Source organism: Pseudomonas sp. SGAir0191, from assembly GCF_002812565.2.
Classification (GTDB): domain Bacteria; phylum Pseudomonadota; class Gammaproteobacteria; order Pseudomonadales; family Pseudomonadaceae; genus Aquipseudomonas; species Aquipseudomonas parafulva_B.
In genome coordinates this window covers 1,967,250-1,982,428 of sequence record NZ_CP025035.2, presented here as the reverse complement: position 1 = coordinate 1,982,428, position 15,179 = coordinate 1,967,250, and the positions used below count along the sequence as shown (strand labels likewise).

Sequence of the window (15,179 nt, the reverse complement as noted above, 5' to 3'; positions counted from 1 at the left end):
ACCTTGGAAATTCTTGCAGTTTGCCATCAGACCCCGGGCTCACGCAGAGGTTGCTCGCGCCTGATCGTTTTGTTGTTCGCACACGCCAAGCGGCAGTTGCAGGGTGAACGTGGCACCTTGGCCCTCTTCGCTTTCGACCAGAATGCGCCCGCGATGGGCCTGGACGATCTGCTCGGAGATATAAAGCCCAAGCCCCAGGCCACCAGTAGCCTGATGGTTCGACACCCGCTCGAACTGCTGGAAGATGCGCTGCTGGTTGGCCGCACCAATGCCGATGCCGTTGTCTTGCACCTGCACGCATGCCATGCCGTCGAGCTCGAACACCCGGACGTGCACAGGTTTGCGCTCCCCGTAGCGCAGGGCGTTGGACAAAAGGTTGGCCAGCACTTGCTCGATACGGAACTCGTCCCATTCGCCAGCCAGGCGCCCGTCACAATGCAGGTCGATTCGGGTATCCAGCGCGATCGCTTGCGCCGTGAAGTTCTCCACCAACCCCCGTACCAGCTGAGTGAGGTCAAACAGCTTCGGGCGCAGTGACAGTTTACCGGTGCGGATGCGTGACACGTCGAGCATGTCTTCGATCAGCCGTATCAGGCTGTTGATCTGACGCTCGTCGCGCTCGACCATGGCCTTGAGCTTTTCCTCACTGAAGGCCTCCAGATTGCCCCTGGCCAGGTTCAGCTTGCGCAGCTGCGTTTCCAGGATCAAACCGTTTAGCGGCGTCCTCACCTCATGGGAAACGATGGACATGAAATCATCACGCATCCGCACGGCGTGCTCCAGCTCGCAGCGTGCGCTTTGCAGCTTGTCCAGCAAGGCTTCCTGCTCCTGCCGGCTGCGTTCGAGCGCTTGCAGTTGCTGGTCGAGCACTTTGCGCTGACGGTAGAGATCGACGAAAACCGAGACTTTGCTTTTGACCGCCATGGTATCGAGCGGCTTGTAGAGAAAATCCACGGCACCGCTTTCGTAGCCCTTGAAGGCATAGTTCATCTCGCGCCCGGCCGCAGTCACGAAAACGATGGGGATGTTGCGGGTTTTTTCGGTGCCGCGCATCAGCTCGGCCAGCTCGAACCCGTTCATGCCAGGCATCTGCACGTCCAGGATGGCCAAGGCGAATTCGTGCTCAAGCAGCAGGGACAGCGCCGCTTCGGCGGACTGGGCTTGGTGCACCTCGCGATGGTCACCCTGGATGAGGGCATCGAGGGCCAGGAGGTTTTCTGGCAGATCGTCGACGATCAGCAGTTTAGCGATGGTCTGGCTTAACATGCGCTGGATTCCAGAGTACCAAGCAACTGCTCGATACCACTCAAAGGAAGAATATGGTCGGGCCGGTGCAGGGCCAATGCGGCCTCCGGCATTAGCGCGACCTGTGCATCGCGGGGGTCCTGGACGATGGTCCGGCCGCCGCTGTTCTTGATGTAGGCAAGCCCTTGGGCGCCATCTTCGTTTGCGCCAGTGAGCAATATGCCGAGCAGTGCCTTGCCATAGGCATCGGCTGCCGACATGAACAGGTAGTCGATCGAAGGCCTGGAAAAATGCTGCGGCGGTTCCTGGCTCAAAGACAGGGTGAAGTCGCACTCTACCGAAAGGTGATAACCAGGGCCCGCCACAAAAATGCCGCCGTCTTGCAAAGACTGCTTGTCACGCGCTTCGAGCACCGGCCGGCCCAGGCGACGTTGCAGCACTTCAGCCAGATGGCTATGCCGGTCCTCAGGCAGATGCAACAGGCACACCACCGGAACCCTGCACGTCCCTGGCAACCCGCCGAGCACCTTGAACAGAGCAGTCACACCGCCCGCCGAAGCACCGATCACCACAGCCTGTATGCCCTTCATGACTTGCGGTAGATCCGTTCAGGCTTGACCCAGGGCTCGAAGCGCTGGCTATAAGCCGAGAAATCGACCGACTCCTTGCTGCCCAGTACCAGGAAACCTCGGTGGCAAAGGGACTCGTGGAACAGGCCCAAGGCGCGATCCTGCAAGACCTTGTCGAAATAGATGAGCACGTTGCGGCACGAGACGAGCTGGGTTTCGGAGAACACACTGTCGGTGGCCAGGCTGTGGTCGGCGAAGGTCACCTGCTCACGCAAGGTGCTGTCCATGATGGCATTGCCGTAGGCAGCGGTGTAGTACTCCGAAAAGTCACGACGCCCACCGGCCAACCTGTAGTTCTCTTCGTACTCGCGCATGCTCGGCATGGAATAGATGCCTTGCTTGGCCTTTTCCAGAGAGTGCGGGTTGATGTCGGTGGCATAGATGATGGTGCGCTCCAGCAGACCCTCCTCGCGCAGCAAGATGGCCATCGAATACACCTCTTCGCCTGTGCTGCAGCCGGCAATCCAGATCTTGATCGATGGCCATGTGCGCAACAGCGGGACCACTTCATTGCGCAGGGCAAGGAAGTGGCCAGGGTCGCGGAACATCTCGCTGACCGGAATCGTCAGGTACTGCAACAGTTGCATGAACATGCCAGGGTCATGCAGTACCCGCTCCTGAAGCGCAGACACGGTTTGGCAGTCGAACTGGCGCAGGGCATGGAGGATCCGGCGCTTGATCGAAGCGCCGGAGTAATTGCGAAAATCGTAGCTGTACTTGAGGTAGATGGCCTCGATGAGCAAGCGGATCTCGATGTCGGTATTGCGTTCGCTAATCAAATTCGCTCCAGTTGCGGCAACCATACACGTATCAGCGAGAACAGGCGGTCCAGATCGATGGGCTTTGCCAGGTAATCATTAGCGCCGGCCTGCAGGCAGCGGTGCTGGTCGTCCTTCATCGCCTTGGCGGTCACGGCGATGATCGGCAGCTTGCGCCAGCGAGGCTGCTGGCGGATCAGCCGGGTCGCTTCGAAACCATCCATCTCCGGCATCATCACATCCATCAGCACCAGGTCGATATCTTCATGCTGTTCCAGGCGTTCGATGGCTTCGCGGCCATTGCGGCCGATTTCGACGATGGCCCCCTTGTGCTCCAAAGCACTGGTCAGGGCGAAGATGTTGCGCACATCGTCGTCTACCAACAGGATCTTGCGCCCTTCGAATACCTTGTCGCGGCTTCGTGCGGTCTTGAGCATGCGCTGACGTTCATGGGACAGCTGCGACTCCACCTTGTGCAGGAACAGGGTGACCTCATCGAGCAGACGCTCGGGCGAGCGTGCGCCCTTGATGATGATCGAGCGCGAATACTTGAGCAGGTCGGCCTCCTCTTCGCGCGTCAGGTTACGGCCTGTATAGACGATCACAGGCGGGAACGCGCGGATGTCTTCGGCCGTCATGCGCTTGAGCAACTCGTTGCCGAGCATGTCGGGTAACTTGAGGTCGATGATCATGCAGTCGTAGACGTGCTCGCGCAGCAGTGCCAAGGCCTCCTGGGCCAGGCCCACGGCGGTGATCTCGACGTCCTCGTCGCCAATCAACCGGGCAATGCTCTCGCGCTGCAGGTCATCGTCTTCGACCAGCAGGATGCGCTTGAGCTTCTGGGTCAGCTTGGCTTCCAGGCGCCCGAAGACTTCCTTGAGCTCCTCGCGACTGGTGGGTTTGACCGCGTAACCGACCGCGCCCATGTGCATGGCCGCCTCGACCCGATCCTCGACTGAAATGATATGCACCGGGATGTGGCGCGTCTCGGTCCGCTCCTTCAGGCGCTGCAGTACAGTGAGGCCGGAATGGTCCGGCAGTCGCATGTCCAGGAGTACGGCATCGGGCAGGAACCGAGCGGCCAGCTCGAAACCTTCGTCCGCGCCATGGGCCACCAGGCAGCTGTAGCCCAGTTCATGGGCCAGATCGAAGAGAATACGGGCAAAGTTTGGCTCGTCCTCAATGACCAGAATGCAGCGGTTGGTAAACGGCGCCCGCTCGCGATCATCGGTGAAGGCCAGTACCGGGGGCTTGGCCGCCGATGCTGGCGGCTGGATGACCGATGGCATTGAAGTCACCGCAGGGCGCAGGGTAAGCGGCGCGACGGGCTGTTCGTCGACATCATGGCGCTCTGGCAGTACCAGGCTGAATACGCTGCCTTGGCCCGGCGTGCTCTGTACGGTGATCTGCCCGCCCAACAGGCGGGCCAGGTCGCGCGAGATGGACAGGCCGAGCCCGGTCCCTCCATAGCGGCGGTTACTGGTGCCATCGACTTGGTGAAATGCGCCGAAGATGGCTTGCTGCTGATCAGGCGCGATACCAATCCCGGTGTCGTGCACCGCGAAAACGATACCGGCCTCGGGCTGGTAGCCGATATTCAGGCTGACCTGGCCACGCTCGGTGAATTTGATGGCGTTGGACAACAGGTTCTTGAGGATCTGTTCCAGGCGCTGGCGATCGGTGAACAGGGTCGCAGGCACGTGGTCCTCAGCTGTGACCTCGAAGCTCAGCCCTTTCTGGGAGGCCAGGGGCGTGAACATGTCGCGCAAGCCCTCGACCAGCCGATCAACGTGGGTCGTTTCGGGGCGCACCTCAAGCTTGCCGGCCTCGACCTTGGCGATGTCCAGGATGTCGTTGATGAGGTTGAGCAGGTCATTGCCTGCCGAGTAGATGGACTCGGCGAATTTGACCTGCTCCTGGCTCAGGTTGCCTTCACCGTTCTCGGCCAGCAGCTTGGCCAGGATCAGCGAGCTGTTGAGCGGCGTACGCAGCTCGTGGGACATGTTGGCGAGGAATTCGGACTTGTACTTGCTCGAACGCTGCAGCTCATCGGCGCGAGCCTGAAGCTCGTCCTGGGCACGGCTGAGCTCCTCGTTCTTGAGGTCCAGTGCATCGGTGCGTTCGGACAGTTGCTCGTTGGTCTGCTCGAGCTCCGCCTGTTGGGTCTCCAGATAAGCCTGGGACTCCTTGAGCACCCGGGACTGCTCTTCGAGTTCTTCGTTGGCGGTCTTGAGCTCTTCCTGCTGGACCTGTAACTCTTCGTTGAGCTGCTGGGTTTCGGCCAGCACCTCCTGCAGGCGTTGACGGTAGCGGGCGCTTTCGATCGACATACCCAGGTTGCCCGCCACGCGCTCGAGCATCTCCGCGTCGCGCTCCTGCAAAGGGCGCAGCAGCCCCAGCTCGATGACGCCGTTGACCTGGCCGTCCTCGGTGGCCGGCACAATCAGGCCGCTGCGGGGTAAACCCTTGCCCAGGCCGGATGCCAACCGGTAGTAGTCCTCCGGCAAGGCATCGAGGCGGATCAGCCGTTCTTCACGCACTGCTTGTGCCAGCAAGCCGTGATGATCACCCAGCACCTGCTCGCGGGCCTGCTCCTGGGCTTCGAGCCCATAACTGGCCACGCGCACCAGGCGGCCATGTTCATCGCGCACATACACGGCGCCCACCACGCTGCCCAGGTAGGCAGCGAAGAAGCGCAGGATCTTGTCACCCAGCATGGGCAGGGACAGTTGACCCAGCACCTGCTGGGCCAGTTGGGTCTGGCCGTTGCGCAGCCACGCCTGATGCTCCAGGCGCTCAGCAGCGCGCTGCTGGGCCTGCAAGTTCTTGGTGTAGCTGTCGGACAAGGCCAGCAGGTCGCGGCGCCCGAGATAAGCGAGCAATGCGCTGAGCCCGACCAGCAACACAACGAACGTGATGATGCCAGCGACGGTGACACTGCTGACCGTCTCATTACGGGTCATGCGCAGCTGTTGCTCGGCCCCGATCAGGTCCTCGAACTCCTTGCGGATTTCGTCGGTCAGGCGTTTGCCACGGCCATTACCGATCAGCTCGCGGTATCCCCCTTCCACGCGGCGCAGGTCGATCATCTGGCTGCCGAAATCGTTCCACGCGCCCTGCAGTGCGATCAGCCGGTCGATGCGTTCGACCTGCTGGGGATTGTCCTCGACCATGCTGCGCAGGCTTTGCAGGCTGTTGAAGATCCTGGGCTTGGCCACCTCGTAAGGGTCCAGGAAGCGCTCATCGCCCGTGATCAGAAACCCGCGCATGCCCGTTTCCATGTCGATCGAGAGCTTGAGCGTCTCGTTGGCATTGCCAATGACCTGGTCGGTATGTTCCACCCACTGCATGGCAGACAGCAGGTAGTTGATAACGGCGACGAATGCCACGGCACCGAGCAGGCCGAGCCCCAGGGGCAGGCCGATGTTGCGGCTCAGCAGCTTGCGAAAGCTACGTTGATCCATCGAGGCAGCTTGTATCATCTGAAAACGCCCGAGCAAATGAAGTCCATGAACAGCATGGTCAATCTTTCCTTATGGTGAGGGGCAGCCCCTGGCCTGGCGCAAGCTCTGATCAGTTGGCCCGGCATTTAGCCAGCATTTGAAACATACCTGTTCCAATCGTTCCATCGGATCGATCAGATCGGTATCCTTCGGGAACTTCTGGGCCCTGGTGAGGCACAGAGCAAAGACATTCATCAAGACAGGATCTGAACCATGTCCCTTCTGGTAGTCGAGGACGACGACATCGTACGCATGCTCATGGTCGAGGTCCTCGAAGATCTGAGCTACGCCGTGATCGAGGCGCATGACGCTGCGACCGCACTGAAAGTACTCGAAAATCCTGACCAAACGCTCGAACTCATGATAACCGATGTTGGCTTGCCGGACATGGATGGCCATGACCTGGCCAAGAGCGCACGCGGGCTGCGCCCTATGCTCCCTGTGCTGTTCGCCAGTGGGTATGGAGAAAACGTCGACGTGCCGGAAGGTATGTATAGAATTGGCAAGCCTTACTCCATTGATCAGTTGCGAGACACGGTGGCCTCCATCCTTGGCCCCCGCTCGGCGCAGTAGCCAGGTTGGTCAATCCGTAGTCGCGAACACTTCACGACGCAGCAAGTAGATGTCCATTATCCAACCCTTGCGCCGACGTTGACTTGCCCGGGCCTCCAGGATGCGTGTCTTGACCGCTTCCAGTGGCCCGGCGATCAGCATTTCTTCCGCGCATCCCAGGTAAGCGCCCCAGAAGATCGTGAGCGCCGGATCAGACAGTGCAGCGAAGGCGCAGTGACTGTCGAGCATCACCACAACATTATCGATGCGCTCAAGATTCGCCAGCTGCCGCCCCGGCACCACGATCAACGGCTCACCGACACGCGTGAGCGCGATCTGGTGACGGGCGGCCAACAGCTGCATGCTGCTTATTCCGGGTACCACCTTCAAAACAAGCGACACTCCCCGCTCGCGCACCAGTTCCATCACACGCAGCGTGCTGTCGTACAAGCCGGGCTCCCCCCACAGCAAAAATGCGCCAGTCTGCCCTGGTTGCAGTTCCGTTTGCAGCGCGGCGGCATAGGCTGCTGCTCTCTGTTGGTGCCAGACATCGACGGACGCTGCATACCCTGAGGGCTGTCTGGCACGTGGGGGGTCGGTGATCTGCACGATGCGATAGCTGTCGTCGGGCAGGTAATGTTGCAGAATCGCCTTGCGCAACCCCAGAAGGTCTTGCACCTCGGGACCTTTGTCCGTGACAAAAAACACGTCCACACCGCGTAGCGCATCGACCGCCTCGTAGGTCAGCTGACAAGGATCCCCAGCGCCGATACCGATCAGCAGTACCTGTTTCATCTACCCTCCCCGTACTCTTTCGTCCAGTTGCTACAAAGCAACCGGCCATGAACTTGATCGCGTCAGCGCCATGATGAAACCTCAACACTGGCTTCACACTTTTTTCACAGCACCGTAGGCACCATGAACACAGCTAACGGACTAGCGACCCCATCACGCGCCCGCACACGCGGGCCTCTAATTCCAGCGCCCTGCCTTGAGCAGGGCGCTTTCATTTGCGCAATCGTTTCACTGCCGTATCATGAGCCGCCTGTCCCGTTTCCGCCGGGTCTTGAACCCGGCCCCGTCTCAGGAGTTTCCATGAGCTTGCACGATCTGCAAACCGTTCCGGGCGTCACCGCACAGCCTGACGCTGCCACTGCCCAATTCGTCTTCAACCACACCATGCTGCGGGTCAAGGACATCCAGAAGTCGCTGGATTTCTATACGCGCGTGCTGGGTTTCCGCCTGGTGGACAAGCGTGATTTCCCAGAGGCCGCTTTCAGCCTGTACTTCCTGGCCCTGGTCGACCCTGCACAGATTCCGGAGGATGACCAAGCGCGCCATCAGTGGATGAAGTCGATCCCAGGCGTGCTTGAGCTTACGCACAACCATGGCACCGAACAGGATGCCGACTTCGCCTACCACGATGGCAATACCGATCCACGCGGCTTCGGCCACATCTGTGTATCGGTGCCGGACGTGCGTGAAGCATGCGCCCGTTTCGAAGCCTTAGGCGTGCCGTTCCAGAAACGCCTGCAAGACGGGCGTATGAACCACTTGGCCTTCATCAAGGACCCAGATGGTTACTGGGTCGAGGTCATCCAGCCTGGCGAGCTCAAAGCTTAAGGCTCACAGGCCACGCTCGTCGGGCGACCGCCTGCATGCCCTCTGCTGTGGTATATGAAGTAAAGGCTTCATTGCCACAGCGAGGTACCGATCATGCAATCGCTCCAGTGTGAATATCGCAAGCACCTCATCACCGCCAGCGTGATGCCTCACCCTGACTCGCCCTTACCCTTTGCAGCAGGCTGCCTGATCACGGCACCCGACGGCCATGTCAGCCGGCGGCTATCGATGCCCATGAAGTTCTTCAGCGACTTGGACAATGCTCAGCATGTGTCGCTGGCGTACGGTCGTGCGCTGGTTGACGAGCAATTGGATAAGGCCAGGCAAGCGTTCTAATCGCTGCAGCGACCAGCTCAACTTGCTGGTCGCCGAATAGTGCAGGATCTGCCCCTGGCTCAACCTTGGCGCGCGTAGGCCACGGCAGCCTGTACCTGCTCAGGGGTTGGTCTGATGCCGGTGTACAGGACAAATTGCTCCAACGCCTGCAATGCGATGACTTCAAGCCCGGTGATCACCTGCTTGCCAAGCTTCTCTGCATGCTCGATCAGAGGCGTTTGCACTGGCATGGCCACGACATCGAATACGCGCTCGGACGCTGCAATTGCCATCTCGCTGAACGCGAGCTGCTGCGCCTCTGGCCCACCGGCCATGCCCACCGGGGTGACGTTGATCAGCATCGGCGGGCAAAGGTCGTCAAGCTCAGGCAGCCAGCGGTAGCCGCACACATCGGCCAGCTCCCGCCCGGCCTGCTCGTTACGGGCGACAATGATGCCTTCGCCAAACCCTGCGTCCCGCAACGCGCTGGCCACCGCCTTGGCCATGCCACCGCTGCCCCGCAAGGCGAACGCCGTAGTCGGGTCGACCTTGTGCTGCGTCAGCAACTGCCGGACCGCCAGGTAGTCCGTGTTATAGGCTTTGAGGTGGCCCTCGGTATTGACCAGGGTGTTGACTGAATCGATTGCCGCAGCCGACGGGTCGATTTCATCGACCAACGCCATGCACGCTTCCTTGTACGGCATCGAGACACCACAACCACGAATCCCAAGCGCCCGGATGCCTGCAACAGCTGCCGGCAAGTCATCGGTGCGCATGGCCTTGTAATAGAAATCGAGGCCAAGCTGCTCGTAGAGGTGATTGTGAAAGCGAACACCAAAGGTGCCTGGGCGGCCTGCCAGGGATATGCACAGCACGGTATCCCTGCTGGGGGTAAGGGGCATACGCGATCCTTTTACGGTGTACAGACGGTATGTGAGCCTAGCAGAGCGGATGGCCCAAGCCTACCGGCTCGACACTGCGCGTGACGCTGTGCTCAACGGTCATTGCACAATGACGCCTGCATGTTAGGCAAAACTGATAAGCACTATTGAGCACATTGATTTCAGTCGCGCCCACAGCGTCGGTACAGTAATCCCATGTTTTAGCGGAGGGCTGCAGATGGCCACTATCGAGATCATGTCCGTTATCGGCTCGGCAGTACCGGCCAATTTGCGCGATCAGGGCCTGCTGGCTTGCTGGTACCTGGTCAGCAATGGCGAGCCGGTCAGCGGACCGATACCAAGCCTGGCTAGTGCCCGCGCGCTGATTGAAAAGTTGCAACCCGGCACCCTCCTCGCCTGACACGGACATTTAGCGCTGCTCCCTATTGCCCGCCACTGTGCGGGCTTTTTTTTGGCCTCATGACCATGCACAGGCTACCGACTATTGAGCCAGGCACTTGAGATGCCCCCTGCTGCGTATTGGAAAACTCGTCCGAGCAGCGGAGATAGTCAATAACAAGGGGTTGTACAAAGGGCGGCAATCGCACCAATAGTTGTACAAACCCCACCGCTCATCCCCTCAAGGCAACAGGTCGGGCTCTGTGTCCTCGGAAAAGGCATAGGGCGAATATGGTCAGCGGTGATGATTGGAAAACGGATTTTGGTCGTCGAAGACGAACCCGCTTTGCGAGAGTTCCTGTCTTTGATCATTGAAGAAACAGGCGCTCGGGTAATGGCGGTGGAAACCGCAACAGAAGGTATTCGGCAACTCGACAAGCAACCCTGGGCAGCGGTCGTGACCGATGTCCGTACGCCGGGCCCGTTCGATGGCTGGGACCTTGCCTGGATGGCTTACGAGCAACGTCCATGCATGCCCGTGATCGTGACGAGTGGTGGCTACAGCAAGGTCGATATGCCTTTGCCACCCACTGCAGCGTTCATTGGCAAGCCTTGGTCGATTGACGACATGATCTGCTTATTGATGCGCTGTACCACTGCCGATCAGGGCACCTGTTGAGAGCCTGGGGTGAGAGTCTTGTGGGGTGGATTGAACAATTGCCATTGACCGGGCGCTGAATTATCTTTGCGCTCTTTGGGTACCGCTGACGAAAATAGCTCGGCCTGGCATTCGGTATAAATGCCTGCCCAAGGATTCGTCATGTCGAAAAATACTTTATGGTCGATTTCGCTTCTGGCTGTCACGGCGGTGTGGGGCTGGAGCTTCGTGGCCAAACACGACACGCTGACCATCATGGCTGCCTCCACCTTGAATGCGTGGATGTTCAGCCTGGCAGCAGCGGCCTTGTTTCCCTTCTCGATTCGCTCGTTTCGACTGATGAACCTAGGCACGCTGTTGAATGCGGGCTTGGCCGGGGTCGTGTTGTTCATGGCTTTTTCGCTGCAGACCTCCGGGACCGCGCTGACTACGCCCTCCAATGCCGGATTCATCACGGGCCTGTGCACTGTTTTTACACCAGTGCTGCTTTACCTCATGGGCAAGGGTCGCCCGAGCCTCAAGCAAGGGATCGGAACCGGGATCGCGGTGTTCGGACTTGGCCTGCTGAGCCTGGACGGGTTCACCCTGCACTACGGTGACTTGCTGGTGCTGGGGTGTGCCGTGTGCTTCGCCTTGCATATCGTGATGGTATCGACGTTCACCACGCCAGCGCTGGCCATGGCATCGGCTTCGATTCAACTGGGCGTCGTCGGCGTGCTTTCGGTGATATGGAGTGTGGCGAACAACGCGTTCTCCGTGCCCACCACGCTGCCTGTCGCCGCCACCCTACTGGCATTGGCGCTGCTGGCAACAGCCTTGGCTTACGCGATCCAGAACCGCGCACAGGCGGTGTTGGCCCCAGAAAAGGTGGCGTTGATATTGATATGCGAGCCAATTTTCGGTGGCCTGTTCGGCTACTTCCTTGCCGGTGATCGCTTACCTGCCGAGCGCCTGGCCGGCGCAGGCTTGATCCTGGTCGGGCTGGCCGTGACAGAGCTTCGAATCACAGGCATTGCCTGGCTTGCCTGGCGCAGGTCCTAACGCCTTTGCGATACGCAAGTAACGCCAGGCCCGCGGATGCTGGACTCGCTGCGAGGCATCATGAGCTTCCCATCACTCAGGCTTGGGCGCATCTTCATCTTCATAGGTGAGGTCTACGACGAGCTTCACTGCATCCTCGTCATCTTCGAGCAATTGCACATCCCCCTGCTGATCCTCGACCTCGTAGAGCTCATCGAGATCGTCACGCTGGTACCACTCCGGGATGTCGTCTCCGCGATACGTCCTCAACTTCACAACCATGCCTGGATCCTCCGTGTGTTCAAAGGTGACAGGGCTGGGTCCCATGGAGTTCACCTCGAATCAGTAAAACAGCCCAAGCGGCTCTAGGAGGTGGGCGACCAAGGGCCGTAGGGGCTGGACAGAATCGGGGCAGCCAAATGGCTGTAGCCCTACCCCCAGGATTAAATTCTCTTCACCTTGCGCCCATTGGTGATAAGGCAATCGACACGGCTTGAGCCATACTCCAGAATGCGCCGGCTTGGGGAAAACCCTCGCAATGCCAACGACATAGCCCCCTTTAGTGAGCGTCAACGTGAAAACGATCCTGTCTACCCTCAGCCTTTTGTTGTTGCTCACAGGTACCGTGACCCCCATCAGCGCCGCTGTTGCTGCACAGCCCGCCGCCCAGCTGCAACGTGACCCTGCCAAGCTGCACCTGGCCTCCGGGAGCGCCCTGTTGATCGACCTCAACAGCAACAAGGAGCTGTACGCCAGTCACCCAGACCGCGTGCTGCCCATCGCGTCGGTGACCAAACTGATGACGGCCATGGTCGTGCTCGACGCCAAGCTGCCCATGGACGAAATGCTGACCATGACCATCGCCAACAACCCGGACATGAAAGGCGTCTACTCAAGGGTTCGGCTCGGCAGCCAGCTGAATAGACGCGAGACGCTGCTGATCACCCTGATGTCCTCGGAAAACCGCGCCGCGACCACCCTGGCCAACCACTACCCTGGTGGTTACCCGGCGTTCATCAAGGCAATGAACGCCAAGGCACGCAGCTTGGGCATGAGCCATACCCGGTACATCGAGCCCACCGGTCTTTCCACCCAGAACGTTTCTACTGCGCGCGACCTGACCAAACTGTTGATGGCGTCGCGCAAGTACCCCCTGCTGAGTACGCTGTCGACAACCCGTGAGAAAACCGTAGCGTTCAGCAAACCCAACTACACACTCGGGTTTCGCAATACCGACCACCTGGTGAACAAGAGCAACTGGGACATCAAGCTGACCAAGACCGGTTTCACCAACGAGGCTGGGCACTGCCTGGTGCTGTTGACCCGCATGGACAACCGGCCGGTCGCCATGGTCATTCTCGATGCATTCGGCAAGTACACCCACTTCGCCGATGCCAGCCGTATGCGCCAGTGGCTGGAGACGGGCGCGACCAAGCCGGCCCCGGCGGTGGCCATGCAGTACAAGGCCGATCGGCACAAGGCGCGATTGGCCGCTGACTGACTCCCAGGGTTTGGTCAGTGCCCGCTAGGCACGGGTGCTGACCAGGCCACCGGCACTGCCGCCACCGCTTTGCTGCAACAGTTCCAGCAATTGTGCCGAGGCCGCGATGATCTGGCTGCTGAGCGTGGCAATGCTGCTCTGCTTGGTGCTGATGGCAGCCATCTTCGCGGTCTCTTCCATGTCACTGTTCATCAGCGCTGCCAGTTGTTTCTGCTCCTCTGCCAGCTGTTTCTGCAACGCCTTGATCAACTCGCGCAACTGCTTGACCGCCTCTGGCTCGTCGCTGTCCTCGCCCTGGGCCGCTTGTGCCTGGCCTGTGGCCGTGGCTTTTAGGCTGTCACTGGCGATGCTCAACGGGCCGGGCGCCTCGCCCGCCTGCAAGCGCCGTTCGCGCTCGGCGGCAGCGTCAACGCTCAGTGTCTGGGCTGAGACGCCGTTGATCAACAGATTGCTCGAGGTGATTGCGACCATGATGATTCCTTACTCCAAAACCGGTCCTTGCCCCATTTATCGGCTACGACGGCCTTGTCTTGAGCCCTGCTAAATTCCCTCTCGGTTGGCTCGTTCCAGAAGATGTACCAGCGCGGTAGCCGGATCACCGGTGAGCGTCCACATCGACCTTATGGAATCGCGGCCATGACCCAAGCCTCACAGCAGGAAACCATCAAAGATCTGATCGGCGTAGGCTTCGGCCCGTCCAACCTGGCGCTGGCAATCGCCCTGGAAGAGCTGGCCGAAAGCCAAGGGCGTGCCCTGGACGCGCTATTTATCGAAAAGCAGCGAGACTATCGCTGGCACGGTGAAACCCTGGCGACCCAAAGCGAGTTGCAGATTTCCTTCCTCAAGGACCTGGTATCCCTGCGCAACCCCACCAGCCCCTACAGCTTCGTCAATTACCTACACCAGAAACAGCGCCTGGCCGACTTCATCAACCTGGGCACCTTCTACCCGTGCCGACTGGAATACAACGACTACCTGCGCTGGGCTGCCGAACACTTCGCGACCCAGGCGGTATACGGTGAAGAAGTGCTGCGCATCGAACCTGAACTCACCCAGGGCCGTGTCGAACACCTGCGCCTGGTGTCCCGTGATGCCGAGGGCCGGGAATACAGCCGCAGGGCCCGTTCGGTCGTAGTGGGTAGCGGCGGTACCCCGAAGATTCCGGAAACGTTCGCGGCCTTCAAGAACGACCCGCGCGTGTTCCACCATTCCCGCTACCTCAGCAGCCTCAGCCAGCTGCCCTGCAACGCCGGCAAACCGATGCGCATCGCGGTCATCGGCTCAGGCCAGAGCGCAGCCGAGGCGTTCATCGACCTCAACGACAGCTACCCGTCGGTAAAGGTGGACATGATCCTGCGCGCCTCGGCACTCAAGCCGGCCGACGACAGCCCGTTCGTCAACGAGATCTTCGCACCCGACTACACCGACCTGGTCTATAACGAACCGGCCGATCAACGCAGCAAGTTGCTCGATGAATACCACAACACCAATTACTCGGTGGTCGACCTGAACCTGATCGAGCGCATCTACGCCATCCTCTATCGGCAGAAAGTGGCTCATCAGTTCCGCCACAATGTGCTGTGCCGGCGCCAGGTAGACGCCGTGGTGGGCAACGCAGACGGCATCGAGCTGACGCTCAGCGACCTGGCCACCGGCCAACAACAGACCCACCGCTACGATGCCGTCATCCTGGCTACCGGCTATGAGCGCCGTTCGCACCGGGACCTGCTGGCCCCGCTGGCTGGCTACCTCGAGGATTTTAACGTTGATCGCAACTACCGCGTACTGACCAGCCCCGACCTCAAGGCGTCGGTGTACCTGCAAGGCTTCTGCGAGAACAGCCATGGCCTGAGCGACACCCTGTTGTCAGTTCTGCCCTCGCGGGCCGCCGAGATTGGCCGTGCGCTTTATCAAGACCTGCCCTCGTTGCGCACCCTGCCACTGCCAGAAGCGGTCCTGTCCCGCGCCTGACAGACGCTTTGCCACCGGCCCCCAGCTTCAGGCGCAGGGGCCGGCTCCCCAGCCTGAAACATTTCCTTGCATTTAAATCGACGGAATTTCGATTCTCATTCGTCCTTATCAATACAGCTCTCCA

At 60.0% G+C, this 15,179-nt stretch carries 16 protein-coding genes; 8 read left to right on the top strand and 8 right to left on the bottom strand.

The annotated features are described in order from the left end of the window. Positions 1-39 precede the first annotated feature (39 nt). From CWR53_RS09045 to CWR53_RS09030, 4 genes are read right to left on the bottom strand one after another with little or no spacing between them, the layout of a single operon-like run. Positions 40-1,266: a hybrid sensor histidine kinase/response regulator gene (locus CWR53_RS09045; RefSeq protein ID WP_100851295.1), complete on the bottom strand. Its 1,227-nt coding sequence runs from the start codon at positions 1,264-1,266 to the stop codon at positions 40-42. Next, positions 1,260-1,835, bottom strand: a complete 576-nt coding sequence (locus CWR53_RS09040; protein ID WP_058603912.1) for a chemotaxis protein CheB — start codon at positions 1,833-1,835, stop codon at positions 1,260-1,262. The genes CWR53_RS09045 and CWR53_RS09040 overlap by 7 nt, the downstream gene beginning before the upstream one ends. Further along, positions 1,832-2,653: a protein-glutamate O-methyltransferase CheR gene (locus CWR53_RS09035; RefSeq protein WP_058603911.1), complete on the bottom strand. Its 822-nt coding sequence runs from the start codon at positions 2,651-2,653 to the stop codon at positions 1,832-1,834. Before CWR53_RS09035 ends, CWR53_RS09040 begins: the two co-directional genes overlap by 4 nt. Then, positions 2,650-6,114 carry a response regulator gene (locus CWR53_RS09030; RefSeq protein ID WP_100851294.1) on the bottom strand — a complete coding sequence of 1,155 codons (3,465 nt, stop codon included), beginning with the start codon at positions 6,112-6,114 and terminating at the stop codon, positions 2,650-2,652. The genes CWR53_RS09035 and CWR53_RS09030 overlap by 4 nt, the downstream gene beginning before the upstream one ends. A 234-nt stretch (positions 6,115-6,348) precedes the next feature. Between CWR53_RS09030 and CWR53_RS09025 the strand changes: the two genes are divergently transcribed. Continuing rightward, the gene (locus tag CWR53_RS09025; RefSeq protein ID WP_058637307.1) at positions 6,349-6,708 is read left to right on the top strand and encodes a response regulator; all 360 of its coding nucleotides are present in this window, start codon (positions 6,349-6,351) and stop codon (positions 6,706-6,708) included. A 9-nt stretch (positions 6,709-6,717) separates the two neighbouring features. On the opposite strand, the gene cobF is transcribed toward CWR53_RS09025, so the two are convergent. Next, positions 6,718-7,482, bottom strand: coding sequence for a precorrin-6A synthase (deacetylating) (cobF, locus tag CWR53_RS09020; RefSeq protein WP_100851293.1), 765 nt, complete (start codon positions 7,480-7,482; stop codon positions 6,718-6,720). Positions 7,483-7,782: 300 nt separating this feature from the next. On the opposite strand from cobF, the gene gloA reads away from it, so the two are divergent. Next, the gene (gloA, locus tag CWR53_RS09015; protein ID WP_058603908.1) at positions 7,783-8,310 is read left to right on the top strand and encodes a lactoylglutathione lyase; all 528 of its coding nucleotides are present in this window, start codon (positions 7,783-7,785) and stop codon (positions 8,308-8,310) included. A 93-nt stretch (positions 8,311-8,403) separates the two neighbouring features. Then, positions 8,404-8,646, top strand: coding sequence for a hypothetical protein (locus CWR53_RS09010; RefSeq protein ID WP_058637310.1), 243 nt, complete (start codon positions 8,404-8,406; stop codon positions 8,644-8,646). Positions 8,647-8,705: 59 nt separating this feature from the next. Here the strand turns inward: CWR53_RS09010 and CWR53_RS09005 are convergent, their stop codons facing one another. Next, positions 8,706-9,527: a shikimate 5-dehydrogenase gene (locus tag CWR53_RS09005; protein WP_100851292.1), complete on the bottom strand. Its 822-nt coding sequence runs from the start codon at positions 9,525-9,527 to the stop codon at positions 8,706-8,708. 217 nt (positions 9,528-9,744) lie between these two features. Between CWR53_RS09005 and CWR53_RS09000 the strand changes: the two genes are divergently transcribed. The 3 genes from CWR53_RS09000 to CWR53_RS08990 all read left to right on the top strand — a co-directional run bounded on the left by CWR53_RS09000 (position 9,745) and on the right by CWR53_RS08990 (position 11,604). Then, a complete protein-coding gene (locus tag CWR53_RS09000) occupies positions 9,745-9,927 on the top strand; it encodes a hypothetical protein (protein ID WP_100851291.1) in 183 nt (60 codons plus the stop codon). 282 nt (positions 9,928-10,209) lie between these two features. After that, complete coding sequence (locus tag CWR53_RS08995; RefSeq protein WP_081322820.1) at positions 10,210-10,584, top strand: response regulator; 375 nt, start codon at positions 10,210-10,212, stop codon at positions 10,582-10,584. Between the two features lie 141 nt (positions 10,585-10,725). Continuing rightward, positions 10,726-11,604, top strand: coding sequence for a DMT family transporter (locus tag CWR53_RS08990; RefSeq protein ID WP_058603903.1), 879 nt, complete (start codon positions 10,726-10,728; stop codon positions 11,602-11,604). Between the two features lie 72 nt (positions 11,605-11,676). On the opposite strand, the gene CWR53_RS08985 is transcribed toward CWR53_RS08990, so the two are convergent. Further along, positions 11,677-11,865 (bottom strand): hypothetical protein, encoded by a 189-nt coding sequence (locus CWR53_RS08985; RefSeq protein WP_058637315.1) that lies wholly within the window; start codon positions 11,863-11,865, stop codon positions 11,677-11,679. Between the two features lie 292 nt (positions 11,866-12,157). On the opposite strand from CWR53_RS08985, the gene pbpG reads away from it, so the two are divergent. Then, entirely contained in the window at positions 12,158-13,084 is a 927-nt protein-coding gene (pbpG, locus tag CWR53_RS08980) for a D-alanyl-D-alanine endopeptidase (protein ID WP_058603901.1), read from the top strand. 24 nt (positions 13,085-13,108) lie between these two features. Here the strand turns inward: pbpG and CWR53_RS08975 are convergent, their stop codons facing one another. Next, entirely contained in the window at positions 13,109-13,555 is a 447-nt protein-coding gene (locus CWR53_RS08975) for a hypothetical protein (RefSeq protein ID WP_100851290.1), read from the bottom strand. A 165-nt stretch (positions 13,556-13,720) separates the two neighbouring features. Here CWR53_RS08975 and CWR53_RS08970 point away from each other — a divergent pair, with 165 nt between their 5' ends. Continuing rightward, positions 13,721-15,055 (top strand): lysine N(6)-hydroxylase/L-ornithine N(5)-oxygenase family protein, encoded by a 1,335-nt coding sequence (locus tag CWR53_RS08970; RefSeq protein ID WP_100851289.1) that lies wholly within the window; start codon positions 13,721-13,723, stop codon positions 15,053-15,055. Positions 15,056-15,179 lie beyond the last annotated feature (124 nt).

Bases quoted from the DNA above. Each gene is read 5' to 3' on its own strand.
- CWR53_RS08975 (WP_100851290.1), bottom strand. From the start codon at position 13,555: ATGGTCGCAATCACCTCGAGCAATCTGTTGATCAACGGCGTCTCAGCC.
- CWR53_RS08970 (WP_100851289.1), top strand. From the start codon at position 13,721: ATGACCCAAGCCTCACAGCAGGAAACCATCAAAGATCTGATCGGCGTA.
- cobF (WP_100851293.1), bottom strand. From the start codon at position 7,482: ATGAAACAGGTACTGCTGATCGGTATCGGCGCTGGGGATCCTTGTCAG.
- CWR53_RS09030 (WP_100851294.1), bottom strand. From the start codon at position 6,114: ATGATACAAGCTGCCTCGATGGATCAACGTAGCTTTCGCAAGCTGCTG.
- CWR53_RS09045 (WP_100851295.1), bottom strand. From the start codon at position 1,266: ATGTTAAGCCAGACCATCGCTAAACTGCTGATCGTCGACGATCTGCCA.
- CWR53_RS09025 (WP_058637307.1), top strand. From the start codon at position 6,349: ATGTCCCTTCTGGTAGTCGAGGACGACGACATCGTACGCATGCTCATG.
- CWR53_RS09010 (WP_058637310.1), top strand. From the start codon at position 8,404: ATGCAATCGCTCCAGTGTGAATATCGCAAGCACCTCATCACCGCCAGC.
- CWR53_RS08995 (WP_081322820.1), top strand. From the start codon at position 10,210: ATGATTGGAAAACGGATTTTGGTCGTCGAAGACGAACCCGCTTTGCGA.
- gloA (WP_058603908.1), top strand. From the start codon at position 7,783: ATGAGCTTGCACGATCTGCAAACCGTTCCGGGCGTCACCGCACAGCCT.
- CWR53_RS09000 (WP_100851291.1), top strand. From the start codon at position 9,745: ATGGCCACTATCGAGATCATGTCCGTTATCGGCTCGGCAGTACCGGCC.
- CWR53_RS09005 (WP_100851292.1), bottom strand. From the start codon at position 9,527: ATGCCCCTTACCCCCAGCAGGGATACCGTGCTGTGCATATCCCTGGCA.
- CWR53_RS09040 (WP_058603912.1), bottom strand. From the start codon at position 1,835: ATGAAGGGCATACAGGCTGTGGTGATCGGTGCTTCGGCGGGCGGTGTG.
- CWR53_RS08985 (WP_058637315.1), bottom strand. From the start codon at position 11,865: ATGGTTGTGAAGTTGAGGACGTATCGCGGAGACGACATCCCGGAGTGG.
- CWR53_RS08990 (WP_058603903.1), top strand. From the start codon at position 10,726: ATGTCGAAAAATACTTTATGGTCGATTTCGCTTCTGGCTGTCACGGCG.